Genomic DNA, 14,120 nt, shown 5'->3' with positions numbered 1-14,120 from the left:
TACGGATAAATAAAAATGGCAAAAACGGCTATTTCCGGCACCCGATTTCCCGTATTTTTATAAAAAAGCAACCGGTTTTGCATACACTATTTACGCTTTAAAAATTCCTAAATACCGCCTAAGACCCTATGAAAAACACGGTTTTTCTTCTTTCTTTTTTAGCCCTGAGCGGTTTTCAGGCCGTTGCGCAGGATTCGGATTCCACCCGAAAAGCCTTTCTGGCGGCTCAGGCGGTTATTCAAAAACAATCGGAACAGGATCACAAAAAGATGCTGGAACAATTGAATATCACGTCGTTGCGACCCGGCCCATCGGGGAATCCCAATGCGCCCAATGCCGCGAACATCGATGAGTCACAGGCCTCGCCCTACACCCGTCTACCCGATCCGCTGGTGTTGAAGAATGGCAAAAAAGTGACGACGCCCAGGCAATGGTGGCAGCAGCGACGACCGGAAATTGTGGAAGATTTTGACCGGGAAATCTACGGGCGAGTGCCGAAAAACCTTCCGAAAGTGACCTGGGAAGTGACCAGTGAAACGAAAGAAATGAACGGCGATATTCCCGTGATCACGAAAAAACTGCTGGGGCATGTCGACAATTCCGCGTATCCGGCCATCAAGGTCGACATTGAGCTAACGCTTTCGACCCCCGCCAACGCTACCGGCCCGGTTCCGGTCATGATGAGTTATGGATTTCGGTTTCCGGCGGGTTTCCGGCTGCCGCCCCCTCCCGCGACCAACCCACCGGCGAAACCCGAACCGACCTGGCAGCAGCAGCTTCTGGCCAAGGGTTGGGGTTATGCGGTTTTGTACCCCACGAGCTACCAGGCCGACAACGGTGCAGGTCTGACGCAAGGCATCATTGGGCTGATGAACAAAGGACAAACCCGCAAACCCGACGACTGGGGAGCCTTGCGGGCCTGGGCCTGGGGAGCCAGCCGCGCCCTGGATTATTTCGAAACCGACAAAGCAGTGGACGCCAAAAAAATTGGAATCGAAGGGCTTTCGCGCTACGGCAAGGCCACCGCTGTCACGATGGCGTATGAACCCCGACTGGCCATTGCGTTTGTCGGCTCGTCGGGCGAAGGGGGCGTTAAAATTCACCGCCGGAAATTTGGCGAGCAGGTCGAGAATGTCGCTTCTGCCGCCGAATACCACTGGATGGCGGGCAACTTCATCAAATATGCCGGCCCACTGACCCCCATTGATTTACCCGTCGATGCCCATGAATTAGTGGCATTGTGTGCGCCCCGACCGGTTTTCATCAGTTCCGGTTCACCGCAGGTGGAAGGCAACTGGGTCGATGCCAAAGGTATGTTTCTGGGGGGCGCATTGGCCGGACCGGTTTATAAACTGCTGGGTAAAAAAGGTCTGGGAACGATGGAATTCCCGCCCATCGAAACCGCCCTGGTCGACGGCGACATCGCCTTCCGCCAGCACAGCGGAGGGCACACGACCGGCCCGAACTGGCCGACGTTCCTGATTTTTGCGGATCGTTATTTCAAATAATCAAAACCGTTGAAACGGTTTCAGACGCCAGATTTTTCCATCGCAATACCGCGCGATCCCACGGTTAAAACCGTGGGCTGGTACCAAAAACCGCACCTTATTTTTCCGAATTAAACACCGCATTTTTAGCAATCTCAACGTCGTTCGCGACCTCGCCCCGGAGCTTCTCCCAGTGAAACCGGAGCGTTTCGTTTTGTTCCCAGGTAAAGCCTTTCTGTTCGGTAAAATGAACCAGTGGCATGTCGTTGTAGAGCGGTCGGGTGATGGCCACGACGGCGTCCCAATACCGCAAAGCGGCTTCCAGATGAGTTACCGCAGCCTGTTTATTCGACTCACCACCCTGGGTTCGGTAGGTTTGTAATGCAACGGCACCCTTCAGCTTTTCGGCCAAATGGAAACCCAGATTGGCCCAAACCTGCACATCGGCCACCTCGTAGTGCAGCGAGCGATTGGCTGATGTGTTGATGGATTTGACTAATTGCAGGGCTTTCTGACCATCCTGTTCCAGCATCTGAGCCAGTTTCGGCGGGGTTATTTTTGTGGATTCAAAACCACCACCGGCGATGACGGTTTTTACATAATCGCTGGCCGACACATAATCGGGATCAAGCACGGGTTGGGTCAGGAGTCGGTCGGCGGAAATGTAGGCGACGTTTTTCTTCGCATCGTGCGCCAGCATACCCTCGCAATAGAGCGAAAAATCCCAGGTGAAATCGAACAGCGAAGCCAGCCGCAGGGGGGTGGACGACGCCAACGCGTAGGCTTCCAGCAAACCGCTCGCCGATGGGCCGTAACGCCGGGTGAACTCGGCCTTAAAAACCGCATCCGGTGTGGCCGGATTGTACAAAAGCCGCCCCCAGAGTTTGTAAAACAACCATTGCCGTTCAAATGCGTACTTCCAGTCGACCGGGCCACCGGGTTTGGTGAAGTAATCTTTCGCCGGAATGTAGGTTTCCGAACCCAGAAAATAACCGCCTACATACAACTGCCGGTTGGCGGCCAAATGCGCCCGGACGAAATCGGGAACGCCCCACCGCAGGCAGAAAAAGTCTTCATTCCGGGCCGTCCAGGTAATTTTATAGGCTTTCGGGTCCGGCACAAAATAGGTGTCGTACAGCTTACCGCCATGCACTTTCACCAGTTTCGGCGTCGAATGGGCGTGCGACCAGTTGTATTTCAAATCCGCCCAGATCGGCCCTTCGATAAACGGCAAGGCCCCTTCGGCTTCGATGGATTTCCGGGTGAGTTTTTCCGTATCGATGCTGGTAACACCGAGTGAACCCGTCGTGCTGGAAAACGGGATGCGGTGAATCAGTTTCGTTTTCCGACCCGCCAGCCGCATACCCTCGATAATCGTTGCCTTCATCCAGTTTTCGCGCTGTTGGGGCGTCATCCCGCCCATCGCTTCGCCCAGCGTCAGGCCAAAACCGGTCAACTCGGGGTATTCCTGAAGTACCTGCGTCACGCATTCCCGCGTGTAACGTTTGACGATTTCGGACGTATCGCCGTCGATAAAATGATGATGCGTCAGGTTGTTTAAGGCCGGATTGACGTTGTAGGCTTTCGAGAATTCCGGGCTGGTAAAGATGTTAAACGGAATCAGGTAGGTGTCGATCGCCCGTTCATTCGCCATCCGAAAAATCGCCTGGAACAGCTTCTGCCACTGCTTCAGTTCTTGGTCGTTGAAGGGCGTCGCGGCCGGAAAATTTTTGGGCCGGATCATGAACGTGTACGGATGCAGGTTCCACAGACTCAGCGCATTGAAGCGGTTTTGCACCATCATATCCAGAAATGCTTTCCAGTAGGTCGTATCACGGCAGGTTTCAGCATGCAGATCGAGGGCGTAACTGTGGCGGTAGGTATCCCAGGGCAGATCGAATTTGATGGCCCGGAGTGCGAAGGCCGGACGTTCGTTCTGCGCCTTGATTTGCGGCAAACCGACGCCATTCCGCAACTCCTCCACCACCGCCAGACTGCCGTAGATCAGCCCGCGTCCGTCACCGCCGGTGATGGAAAGGGTTTTGCCCTGCCGGGAAATACCGTAGGCTTCCGGGCCGAATGTAGCCGCGTCCAGCTTCAGCAGAACGAAATACTCGACCGGTTCCGAACCAACCGTGTACTTCCGTTCCCGCAGTGCTTTTTTCAACTGTTCAGCCGCATAAACCGCCTGGGGCGACGGATTGGCCAACCGAACGGCCACCCGTTGCGCCAGGCTAAACGGCAGCAATCCGAGCCAACAGCCCATCAGAGTCAACAGGAAAGCTTTCATAGGTTGTAAGATTAAGAGAAAAGATGGCCTGTAAAAAATGACGTCGAAACAAACCACTCCATACCGATCATCAAAGGCAGCATCCGCCCGATCATACCCGTTGATGTCTCTGGCAGATGCGAATTAATCCCCATTCGTTTGCCGGAAAAAATCGTTGCCGTCCGCTGCTTTCCGCGATGTCGCGGGTCTCTGAAATTTGGCAATCTCACGCTGTCTTTTGTGTAAACGGTTTTCCATTGCCCTGAAAATGAGCGAACTTGGGCGCATTCCCACAAGCGTCTAAACCTTCTCCTTTATGCAACCCTTGCAACTTAACTCCTCCGGTGCCGACGTCGTCCGGCTCCAGGAAAAACTGAAAGCCCTGGGTTTCAACCCTGGCAAAATCGACGGCGATTTCGGGACCGGCACCGAAGCCGCCGTTATCGCGTTTCAGCGGAGCGAGGGATTGCTGGCCGACGGCATCGTTGGTCTCAAAACGCTGCGCGCACTCGGTTTTGAACCCACCCCGGAAGCGGTTGCCGCCGACTCGGTGTTGCCGCAGGTCACCGTGGGCGTGGTGTCCCGGATGTTTCCACTCACGCCCCTCGACAATATCAAAAAAAACCTACCTTTCGTGCTCGACGCCCTGAAGAAGCAGGATCTGACCGACCGCAACATGGTGCTGATGGCTTTATCGACCATTCGGGCCGAAACCGCCGGTTTCAAACCCATCGACGAAGGCAAATCCCGCTTCAACACCTCACCGGGCGGCAAACCGTTCGACCTGTACGACAATCGCCGGGATCTGGGCAATCAGGGGCCGCCCGACGGCGACCGCTTCAAGGGCCGGGGCTTTATCCAACTCACGGGCCGCAGCAACTACCAGTCAATCGGAAGAGAGTTGGGCGTTGACCTGATCGGGAATCCCGCACTCGCCAACAAACCAGACGTGGCGGCTGCGGTTCTGGCGCTTTTTCTGAAACGGAAAGAACGGCAAATCAAGGAAGCACTGCTCGAAAACGATCTTAGGCAGGCGCGTAAACTCGTCAACGGCGGGAGCCACGGACTGGCGGAATTTACGGCGGCCTTCCGAATTGGCGAAAGCCTTTTGCCGGTAAAACCGGTGCAAATGGTCGTGTCGGTAATTTAAAATCGGAGAAGTCGCGTGCCTCACGGCACGCTGAGGGTGGAGGAATAGCCTGCTCCTACCGACGCTACGCTGTTAAGCTCCTAACGGAGCAGAGGGGATAGCTGCTTGCTCCTACCAACGAACGCTACGCTACTGAGCCCCTAACGGGGCAAAGAGCGGCATAAAAACGGATGTCGTTACCGAATCGCATGATCGGTTTTTTCTTCTTCCAGATCGAGTTGCGCTTCTATTTTGCGGATCACGTCCACGTCGAACTCTTCCTGGTGCCGGAGCCGCTCCAGTTCCTGGCGTTTGATGCGGTGCAAACGGGACAGAGCTTCGTTGTAGTTGGCCAGCAGCGGGCCGTCCCGATCCGACGAAACGTATTGATTCAAGAGCAAACCGCTTTCCAGCCGACTTTTTAAATGACTCAGCAACTGGTTATCGGCTACCGCATACTGCTGCGTTAGCTCCTGCAAAGCCACTTCATGCAACCGGCGGTTGATGGTGGCTTCCTGCTTTTCTTCGGGCAGGCGCGGAATCAGTTCTTTCGGGTTAACCCAGCGGATGACCAGCGGCAGCGTCAGTCCCTGCAACACCAGCGTCACCAGAATCACCACGAACGTAATGAACAAAATCAGGGGACGCTCGGGGAAAGGGGCACCCGAGGGCAGTGTCAAGGGAATGGAGAGGGCGGCCGCCAGCGAAACGACGCCCCGCATGCCCGCCCAGCCCAAGACGACGGGGCCTCGCCAACCCACATTCCGCACCGCAACGGGAATAAACCGCCCTACGATTTCGGTAAATACCATGGCAAACATCGCAAACACCTGCCGAACGACGATGACCAGGGCCGAGATCGCCAGACCGTAGCCAATGGCATCCGTCAATGAATGGCCGTCCAGTCCTTTCACGACAACGGATAATTCCAGACCAATCAACACAAACACCAGACCGTTGATGATAAAAATGACCGTTGCCCACATCGCCAGCCCCTGCACCCGCTCTGTGTGGTTGAGCAACCGCGAACTGTGGTTCGACAAAAACAGCCCGCCACTGACGACGGCAATGACCCCCGAATAATGAAACTGTTCTGCGGTCAGGTACATGATGTAAGGCGCAATGAACGTCAGCAGGATCGTGATTCGGGTCTGAATGGGCAACCAGCGGTGAATCGCATAAAACACACCCGCCACCGCCAGGCCGATCACCGCGCCCATGATCGTCACCATAACGAAATTCAGGCCGACCTCCTGCCAGACGAAAGTCCCCGAAATCACCGTTGCCATCGCAAACCGGAAGACCACCAGGCTGGACGCATCATTAATCAGGCTTTCGCCTTCCAGAATGCTGAGGGTGCTTTTGGGGACGTTGACCCCTTTGAGCACCGAGGTCGCGGCCACCGCATCCGGGGGTGAAACAATACCGCCCAGCAAAAATCCCAGCGCCAGCGTAAAACCGGGAATGAGGGCCGTTGAGGCATAGGCCACCGCCGTGGCCGTCAGGACGACCAGCCCGAAGGCCAGCACCAGCACAATCCGTCGCCAGCGCCAGAGTTCGCGCCAGGACATGAACCAGGCGGCTTCGTAGAGCAAGGGCGGCAGAAACACCAGAAAGATGAGATCCGGTTCGATGGTCAGCGTCGGCACACCGGGAATCAGGCTGGTCAGCAAACCACCCATCACCAGAAAGATGGGCGTCGGAATCCGCAGCCGCTGCGCCAGTGTAGCGAGCAGGGCCATGCCCAGTAACAAAGCCAGTCCGAGGAAAACCAGGTCACGCATGAATAAGGAGTTAATCGAATGGTTGGGGAGACGCCTGAAATCGGTGTCCACAAATTACGCCCTCCTGATCGATCTTCCAAGCGCATCCACGTATCTACCGGTCGGTTTACGCAAAAACCGCCTTAAGCAGCCATCACGGAATCGCTCAACAGCACCCGTTCCAGATGGGCCAAATACCGTTGTCGATCCCGGTCGATGTTGGCGTTCTTTTCCACGTCGTGAAAGTGCAGCCCTTCCAGCGGCTCCATCCCCGTGAAAGCATTCATCCGGTGAAAACCAAACATAACACCTTCATCGACACTTTTTTGATTGAAAAACTCGCCGGGCAGCGTGAAGGCTTCTTCCGGGGCATTCCAGCTCGTGGTGAGCATATACAGCCGCCCCTGTAACGTTCCGCCCGTACCGTAGTTGATGGCCGGATTTTTCCGCGAACGACCGTCGCTGACGTAAATGCCCTGCTGGTGACCCGCTGTAAACACGAGGTCGATGTACTCCTTCAGCCGGTGGGGGACCTGAAACCACCAGACCGGCGTGTGGTAAATCACCACATCCGCCCAGACGTATTTTCTCACTTCTTCAACCGGGTCGTAGTCGTCGTTGATGTTGGTCACTTTTACGGCAAAATCAGGATGCTGGCGCAGAAAATCGACGGTCCAGCCCGTCAGCGTCTGGTTGAATGCCCCGCCCGAATGGGCAAATTTTTGACCGCCATTGATCACAAATATATTCTTCATGGGTGTTCTCTTTTTTGTCGATGCAAAAGTAATAGCTCGGCAATGATCATAAAAATAAGTTAAGTAGTAGCTTTGTATCATAATACTGATAGATTATGATTGCAAATCTGGAATGGTTTCGGACGTTCAAGGCCATCTACGAAACCGGCTCACTGACCGCAGCGGCCCAGGCCCTGTATATTTCACAACCGGGCGTCAGCCTGCACCTGAATTCGCTGGAAGCGCATACGGGCTACAAACTCTTCGACCGGGCAGCCCGGAAAATGGTGCCGACGGAACGCGGAAAAGTCATGTATAATTTCATTCTGGAGCCCATCAGCAAGCTCGAAGCCGCCGAACAGCAGTTTCACAAAAGCTCCAGAACCGGCAGGGCGACCATCAGCATCGGCATGTGCTTCGAGACGTTTCAATTTACGCTGGAACCGCACATCGCCACGTTGCCGTTCAACGTCATCATCAAGTTTGGGGAATACACCGAAATGCAGCACGATCTGGACAAAGGCTTGCTGGATCTGATCATTACGCCCCAGAAAGGCACGCAGACGAACCTCACGTACCAGCCGTTTTCGAAAGAGCGGATTGTGCTGATCGGGGGTGCGCGGTCGCAAACCACCGAACTGGACGCGTTGCTGAAACAGAAAAAGTTTGGCGAAGCTGAGGTCTGGTTGAAACAGCAGGTCTGGTACAGCACAGCCGCCGACATGGATCATCTCAGGCGGTTCTGGCACCTGAATTTCAACCGCCACCCGGACTTCAAACCCAACTACATCGTGCCGAACATCTGTTCCATCGTACGCTGTCTAAGCGACCGGGAGGGTTTTTCGATCATTCCGGATTTTCTGTGCCGGGAGGAGATGGATCGGGGGCTGGTGAAACTGGTTTGGGAAGGAACGAACGTCATTGAAAACACGCTGTATTTCGGCACCCGGAAGAAAACCATCTACAGCGAGGAGATTGCCCGGATTCAGCAGATTTTTGAGAAGAATGCGGTTATCTGACTGAAGTCCGGAAGCTATTCCACAATCAATTTAATTTTCCGGCTCTTGGTGCGGCTGCGCAGCCAGTTTTCAATGCGCTTTTTTTCGGCGGGCCGGTGTCGGCGGCTAAATTTGGCGTAGACCAGCAAAACCGTATCCGGGCGGTTGCCGGTACGGCTCATGACCAGCGACCGCGCGGCTGTGAACGACTGCACGTCGGGCATGAGGGTTTTGAGTTCGTCGCGCAAATCGGCCACCGGCAAATGGGCCGATTGGGTGGCTTCGATGTAATTCCGGAGCGAATCGATGGTCTGGTCTTTGCGGGCAATCGACCCCTGGCTGTATTTAATGATCTGGTCGGTGACGGTAGACGTGATGGTGTTGACATCGACTTCCGCATCTTTCAAGGCCCCCTGCCTGATGATCAGGGCGGTATTTCCCAATCCATAGGCAGGCAATTTGGCTTTCAGGAGCTGAATCGAGTCGGGCGGCATGGGTTCGCCCACCACCATCAGTTCAATACGGCTCCCATCCCGCTGGTAGCGCGCCGTATAATTGACCACCTGCCGATACTGAAAATTGCCTTCATTGGTCACAAACCGTTTGGCGGCTTGCTCAAAGATGGTTTTCCGAACGATCTGATAGCCCAGGTAGGTGCTGGGAACAAGCACGATCAGGACGGCGGCCAGAATGGTATTTCTAACCCGTTTCTCAATGGCCGGATTGGCGTATTCCTTCTGGTGGTACCCCAGAAACCGCACAATCAGAAACGTGGACAGACTAATGCAGACGCTGTTGATCAGAAACAGATAAAAAGCCCCGAAAAAGTACGAAAGATTGCCGTTGGCGATGCCGTAACCCGCCGTGCAGAGGGGCGGCATCAGAGCGGTAGCAATGGCCACGCCCGGAATAACATTGCTGATTTTGTCCCGGCGCGAACCCGCTACAATCCCGGCCAGGCCCCCAAAAAAAGCGATGAACGCATCCCAAATGGTGGGCGAGGTGCGGGCCAGTAATTCCGACTGCGCAACGTGTAGTGGACTGACCAGAAAGTAAAGGGTGGATGTCAGCAGGCTAATGATGGCAGCAATGAACAGGTTTTTGAAGGCCCGTTGAATCAGGGCCAGATCGTTGATGCCTACACCCAATCCAATGCCCATAATAGGCCCCATCAGCGGAGAAATGAGCATGGCTCCGATGATGACCGCCGTCGAATTGACGTCCAACCCGATGGAGGCAATGAAGATGGCGAAAATAAGCGCCCACAGATTGGTCCCTTTGAACTCGATACCCCGGCTGATGGACTGGATAATTTCGGCTTCATCGGCCTTATCCTCATCCAGACTGAACCGGTCGCGGATGAAATGGCGGATGGTATCCCAGGTCGAACTTCGTTCTTTTCGGGCTTGATTCCGCTCTTCGGTTAACATAACGTCGGTAGGTTTAGGAGCTAATCTGATGCTTTCCGGTTTTCTCAATAAGAGGATGACACCAGAACCGGGTTGAATCTATTTTAAAAAACGCAATTTTTATTCCAGAAAACCGGGTTCTAAGCAAAATCTAATCCGGTATTAAGCCCGGCCTAATCAGTGTTCGACAGCTTTGGCGGTCATCACCAGCCCACCGTTTCGGGTCTTCGATCAAAAAAAACAGGTTGGTAAACCGCTTTCTGCAACACACCATGACTCAGCCCAATGAATAACTTATTGGATTGGAAAGCGTTTAAAATTCGTTCTTTTTCCAGATTTACAAAACAGACCGTCGGAACGTTTCTATCGTTGATGAAAAACCAGCCCTCATTGTACCAGAAGCTATTAACCCGTTTCGACAACCGTTTTGTCCGGTCCATTTACAATGAACGCGTCCGCCGAACCACGCTGCAATCCATTCCGTTCTGGATTGCCTCACTCCTGACGGGCCTGGTGACGGTGGGATACGAACGCCTGTTTGCGTGGTCAGAAGCCACCTTTCAAACCTGGTTTCTGCGGATTCCGGCCTGGGCTTTCCTGCTCACCCCACTCTGCTTTTTGCTTTCCTGGGCGCTGGTTCGGGCGCTGGCTCCGGCCGCCCGTGGGAGCGGTATTCCGCAACTCATGGCCGCCATCGACCTGGCGACCCCCGCCCATCACACCAAAATTTCGTATCTGCTGAGCCTTCGAATTGCCGTCGTCAAAATCCTGAGCAGCGGGATTCTGCTGCTCGGCGGGGGAGCCATCGGGCGCGAAGGCCCTACAATTCAGATTTCGGCCTCGCTCTTTCAACTCATCAACCGCCTGCAACCCCGGGGCTGGCCGCAACTATCCCGCCAGATTGTGCTCGTCACTGGCGGAGCCGCCGGGCTGGCGGCCGCGTTCAACACCCCGCTGGGCGGTATCGTGTTTGTGGTAGAGGAACTGACGCACACGCACATCACGCTCTACCGAACCGCCGTTTTTACCGCCGTCATCATTGCCGGGATGACGGCGCAGGCCCTGCTGGGTTCCTATCTGTACCTCGGGTATCCCGCCGTTCCCACCACCGGCCTGTCTTTTCTGGGCGTGGCCTTTGTCACAGCACTGATAGCCGGGCTAGCCGGTGCGCTCTTTGGCAAACTGCTGGTGCAAATCAATCAATACCGGAAAACGTGGAAAACCGTGCCGCAGCAGGTGATTTGGGTCATCGGTTGCGGCCTCCTGTTTGCGGCCCTGATCTACTGGGGTGGCATCGATGCGGCCGGAACCGGCAAACCGCTCATCAATCACCTGCTGTTTCACCACCCCGGCGAAGTGCCCTGGTACGTGTTTCCGGCCCGGATCATGGGCATGGTTTTGAGCTACAGCAGCGGAGGAGCCGGGGGAATCTTTGCCACCTCATTGAGCGCCGGAGCCATTTTGGGCGAACTGATCGCGCACGTCTTAACGATTGACCAGCAGGAAACTACCGTTGTGGTGCTGGTCGGGATGGTGAGCTTTCTGACCGGCGTGGTGCGTTCGCCGTTTACAGCGGCCATTCTGGTGCTGGAAATGACCGACCGCCATTCCGCCATTTTCCCGCTGCTGCTCGGCGGCATGACCGCGCAATTGATTGCTTCGCTGGTCGATCCGCACTCGATGTATGAACACCTGAAAAAAGGTTTTCTGGCCGAAACCCATCAGGCTATGCCCAACGAACCGGCTGCGACACCGAAAGCAAACTGACGGTTTTCCGGCCGCAGGCTCTAAGGCAATTCTAAGGTTTTATTAAGCCCGTTCTTAGCTTTCTCATGCAATTTGCAGTCCATCCCACCGGGATTTTCCCGGTGAAATGCATCCACGCAAACGCTCAACACCATGAAAAAGCACATCCTATTCTCGTTGATCGGGACGCTTCTGGCGGGCAGTACGGCGGTAGCCCAATCCGCCGATGCCACGATCCAGCAGGCCATCACCCATTTCCAGTCCGACCGGCCCCAGCAGGCGGGTCAGCTCTACCGGCAGGCCGTGTCCAGCCAGCCTTCTCCCGACTCCTATTTCTTTCTGGGCCGGTATTACCTGCAAACTAATCAGCCCGATTCGGCCCAACTGGCTTTCCAGAAAGGAGCCGGTCTCGATAAAAAGAATTACCTGAATAAAATCGGACTGGGGGGCGTGGCGCTGTTGCGCGGACAAGCCGACGAAGCCAAAACGATCTGGGCGGAAGTGGAGAAAAAAGCCAAACGCAAACACCCCGACTGGCTCCACCGCCTGGCCGAAATGAATATTCTCATCGACAAAAACCGGAACCCCGACGAAGCCCTGCGGTTGATCGACAAGGTATTATCCAACGAAAAAGTGGAGAAAAAAGCCGGGTATTATGTCGTGAAAGGTGACGCGCTGCGCCTGAAAAACCAGGGTGGCGAAGCCGTGTCGGCCTACGAATCGGCTTTGCAGCTCGACGCTCAGCAACCATACGTCCTGACGAACATCGGTTATATTTTCAAAGGGTCGAAAAACTACAACACCGCGCGTGATTATTTCGTCAAAGCCCTCGGCGTCGATTCGACGTTCACGCCAGCCTATGAAAATCTGGGCGATCTGTACTCCCTGAGCCGCAATTACCGGTCGTCGGCCTATAACTACAAAAAAATGGTGGACAACTCGGAACCGTCCGATTCTACCATCCTGCGCTACACAAAGCTGGCTTTTCTGAGCGAAGATTACAAGAACATGATGGACTACCTGTCCAAAATCAAAGACCAGTCGCTCCTGAAAAACAGCAACGCCGTCCGGCGCATGTATGCCTACGCCTACGTGACGGACGACTACAAAAAGTATGACGAAGCCCTGGAACTGATGGAACAGGTGTTGAAAGACTCGAAGGAAGAAGACCAGTTTACGATGGACTACGCGGCTCTGGGCCGGGCCTATGCCAACCGCGCCGACACGACAACCGTCAGTGATTCGCTGGCACTGGTGTTTTTGAACAAAGCCACGGCGGATACATCCAAAAACTACTTCGACGAAATAGCACTGATTCAGTATAAAGACCTCAAAAACTACGGCGAGGCCGCCCATGCCTACGAGCAGGGCATCCAGTGGAAGCAGCAACACAACCAGCGCGTTGTGGGGCAGGATTATTACAACGTGGGCCGGAGTGCGTATTTCGGGTTTTCCATCAACAAAGACAGCACGCTGCTGCCGAAAGCCGACTCGGCTTTTGCCAAACTGACCGAGGTCAATCCCACCTACGACCGGGGTCCCTTCTGGCGCGCGCGGGTCAATCGGTATATGAAAGACGACAGCGCCGGTCTGCGGGCCATTACGTATTACCAGGCTTTTCTGGAAAGTGCTGATTCGTCCAAAGTATCGAAGAAAGACCTGATTGAAGCCAACAGCTTTATCGGCTATCAGTATTACCGCGAAAAAGACATCGCCCAGGCGGTTCCGTATCTGCAAAAGGCGCTGGAACTGGACCCCGCCAACAAGAACGTTCAGCAACTGCTGGACTACATCGATAAGCGGGAAATGGTGGCGGATACCAAAAAAGAAGAGGAAAAACCGGAAGCCACGGACACGGACGACAATAACTAGTTGAGTACGTTTGAGTAAGATGGTAAATGGGAACCCTGCCGGGGCGGTTTAGACCCCTGGCAGGGTTTTGTTTTCCCATCACACGCTTTCAGGGTACGTTTCCGAACAGCTAAGTCAGAATTTACACGGCACTTTATTTACGCTTACTAGATTGCAATTGATTTAGAAGTTGTTTGAATGAAGGCCGGAGGCCTGTCCTGTCAATAGCATCCATCCGCTCGTGGTAGCTCCGGAGGAGCGGCCTGAAGATGTTTTTTGACCGCTCCTCCGGAGCTACCACGAGCGGATGGATGCTATTGACTATTGACAGACCGCCCTTCCAGGGCTCTCCCCACTTAACTCAAACAGCTTGTTACTACTTTCCCTCTTCCTGGAGTTGCACCGACAGAGTGCGAATCAACTCCCGGGCGTCCATCAGCCCGTTGTGACGCCAGATTTCGATACCCTGTTTCAGCAGAATGTACGACGGCAACTGGTAAACCCCGAAGCTTCGGACCACTTCAGGATGAACGACCTGATCGACGCGGGTGATCCGAATGCGATCGCCCAACACCGCTCCGACCCGGTCCAGCAACTGATTGACCGAATCCTGCTGTGACCCGGAATTAGGGACAAACACCAGCAGAACCACGGTTTTGGCGGGAACGATCAGGGGCCGAAAAAGGGTCGAGTTCATAAATTCAGTTCATGGTTTACGGTTTTAAAGTTTACGA

General features: G+C 54.6%; 10 protein-coding genes. 5 read left to right on the top strand and 5 right to left on the bottom strand.

The window, feature by feature from the left end; genetic code table 11:
- Positions 1-128 precede the first annotated feature (128 nt).
- Complete coding sequence (locus ACS5NO_RS08635) at positions 129-1,508, top strand: glucuronyl esterase domain-containing protein (RefSeq protein WP_439414765.1); 1,380 nt, start codon at positions 129-131, stop codon at positions 1,506-1,508.
- 97 nt (positions 1,509-1,605) lie between these two features.
- On the opposite strand, the gene ACS5NO_RS08630 is transcribed toward ACS5NO_RS08635, so the two are convergent.
- Positions 1,606-3,777 (bottom strand): beta-N-acetylhexosaminidase family protein, encoded by a 2,172-nt coding sequence (locus ACS5NO_RS08630; RefSeq protein WP_439414764.1) that lies wholly within the window; start codon positions 3,775-3,777, stop codon positions 1,606-1,608.
- 295 nt (positions 3,778-4,072) lie between these two features.
- Between ACS5NO_RS08630 and ACS5NO_RS08625 the strand changes: the two genes are divergently transcribed.
- The gene (locus ACS5NO_RS08625; RefSeq protein WP_439414763.1) at positions 4,073-4,906 is read left to right on the top strand and encodes a peptidoglycan-binding protein; all 834 of its coding nucleotides are present in this window, start codon (positions 4,073-4,075) and stop codon (positions 4,904-4,906) included.
- Positions 4,907-5,082: 176 nt separating this feature from the next.
- Here ACS5NO_RS08625 and ACS5NO_RS08620 read toward each other — a convergent pair whose 3' ends face one another.
- Both ACS5NO_RS08620 and ACS5NO_RS08615 read right to left on the bottom strand, forming a co-directional pair.
- Positions 5,083-6,669: a Na+/H+ antiporter gene (locus ACS5NO_RS08620; protein ID WP_439414762.1), complete on the bottom strand. Its 1,587-nt coding sequence runs from the start codon at positions 6,667-6,669 to the stop codon at positions 5,083-5,085.
- A gap of 122 nt (positions 6,670-6,791) precedes the next feature.
- The gene (locus tag ACS5NO_RS08615; RefSeq protein ID WP_439414761.1) at positions 6,792-7,403 is read right to left on the bottom strand and encodes an NAD(P)H-dependent oxidoreductase; all 612 of its coding nucleotides are present in this window, start codon (positions 7,401-7,403) and stop codon (positions 6,792-6,794) included.
- Positions 7,404-7,498: 95 nt separating this feature from the next.
- Between ACS5NO_RS08615 and ACS5NO_RS08610 the strand changes: the two genes are divergently transcribed.
- Positions 7,499-8,401 carry a LysR family transcriptional regulator gene (locus tag ACS5NO_RS08610; protein ID WP_439414760.1) on the top strand — a complete coding sequence of 301 codons (903 nt, stop codon included), beginning with the start codon at positions 7,499-7,501 and terminating at the stop codon, positions 8,399-8,401.
- A gap of 14 nt (positions 8,402-8,415) precedes the next feature.
- Here ACS5NO_RS08610 and ACS5NO_RS08605 read toward each other — a convergent pair whose 3' ends face one another.
- Entirely contained in the window at positions 8,416-9,810 is a 1,395-nt protein-coding gene (locus tag ACS5NO_RS08605; RefSeq protein WP_439414759.1) for a TIGR00341 family protein, read from the bottom strand.
- A gap of 351 nt (positions 9,811-10,161) precedes the next feature.
- On the opposite strand from ACS5NO_RS08605, the gene ACS5NO_RS08600 reads away from it, so the two are divergent.
- Both ACS5NO_RS08600 and ACS5NO_RS08595 read left to right on the top strand, forming a co-directional pair.
- The gene (locus ACS5NO_RS08600; protein ID WP_439414758.1) at positions 10,162-11,556 is read left to right on the top strand and encodes a chloride channel protein; all 1,395 of its coding nucleotides are present in this window, start codon (positions 10,162-10,164) and stop codon (positions 11,554-11,556) included.
- A 132-nt stretch (positions 11,557-11,688) separates the two neighbouring features.
- Positions 11,689-13,407, top strand: a complete 1,719-nt coding sequence (locus ACS5NO_RS08595) for a tetratricopeptide repeat protein (RefSeq protein WP_439414757.1) — start codon at positions 11,689-11,691, stop codon at positions 13,405-13,407.
- Between the two features lie 355 nt (positions 13,408-13,762).
- Here ACS5NO_RS08595 and ACS5NO_RS08590 read toward each other — a convergent pair whose 3' ends face one another.
- A complete protein-coding gene (locus tag ACS5NO_RS08590) occupies positions 13,763-14,083 on the bottom strand; it encodes a thioredoxin family protein (protein ID WP_439414756.1) in 321 nt (106 codons plus the stop codon).
- Positions 14,084-14,120: the final 37 nt, after the last annotated feature.

It is taken from the genome of Larkinella fluvii (assembly GCF_051857545.1).
Taxonomy (GTDB): Bacteria; Bacteroidota; Bacteroidia; order Cytophagales; family Spirosomataceae; genus Larkinella.
The sequence above is the reverse complement of the archived record's forward strand: the minus strand, read 5'-3'. Positions and strand labels throughout refer to the sequence as shown.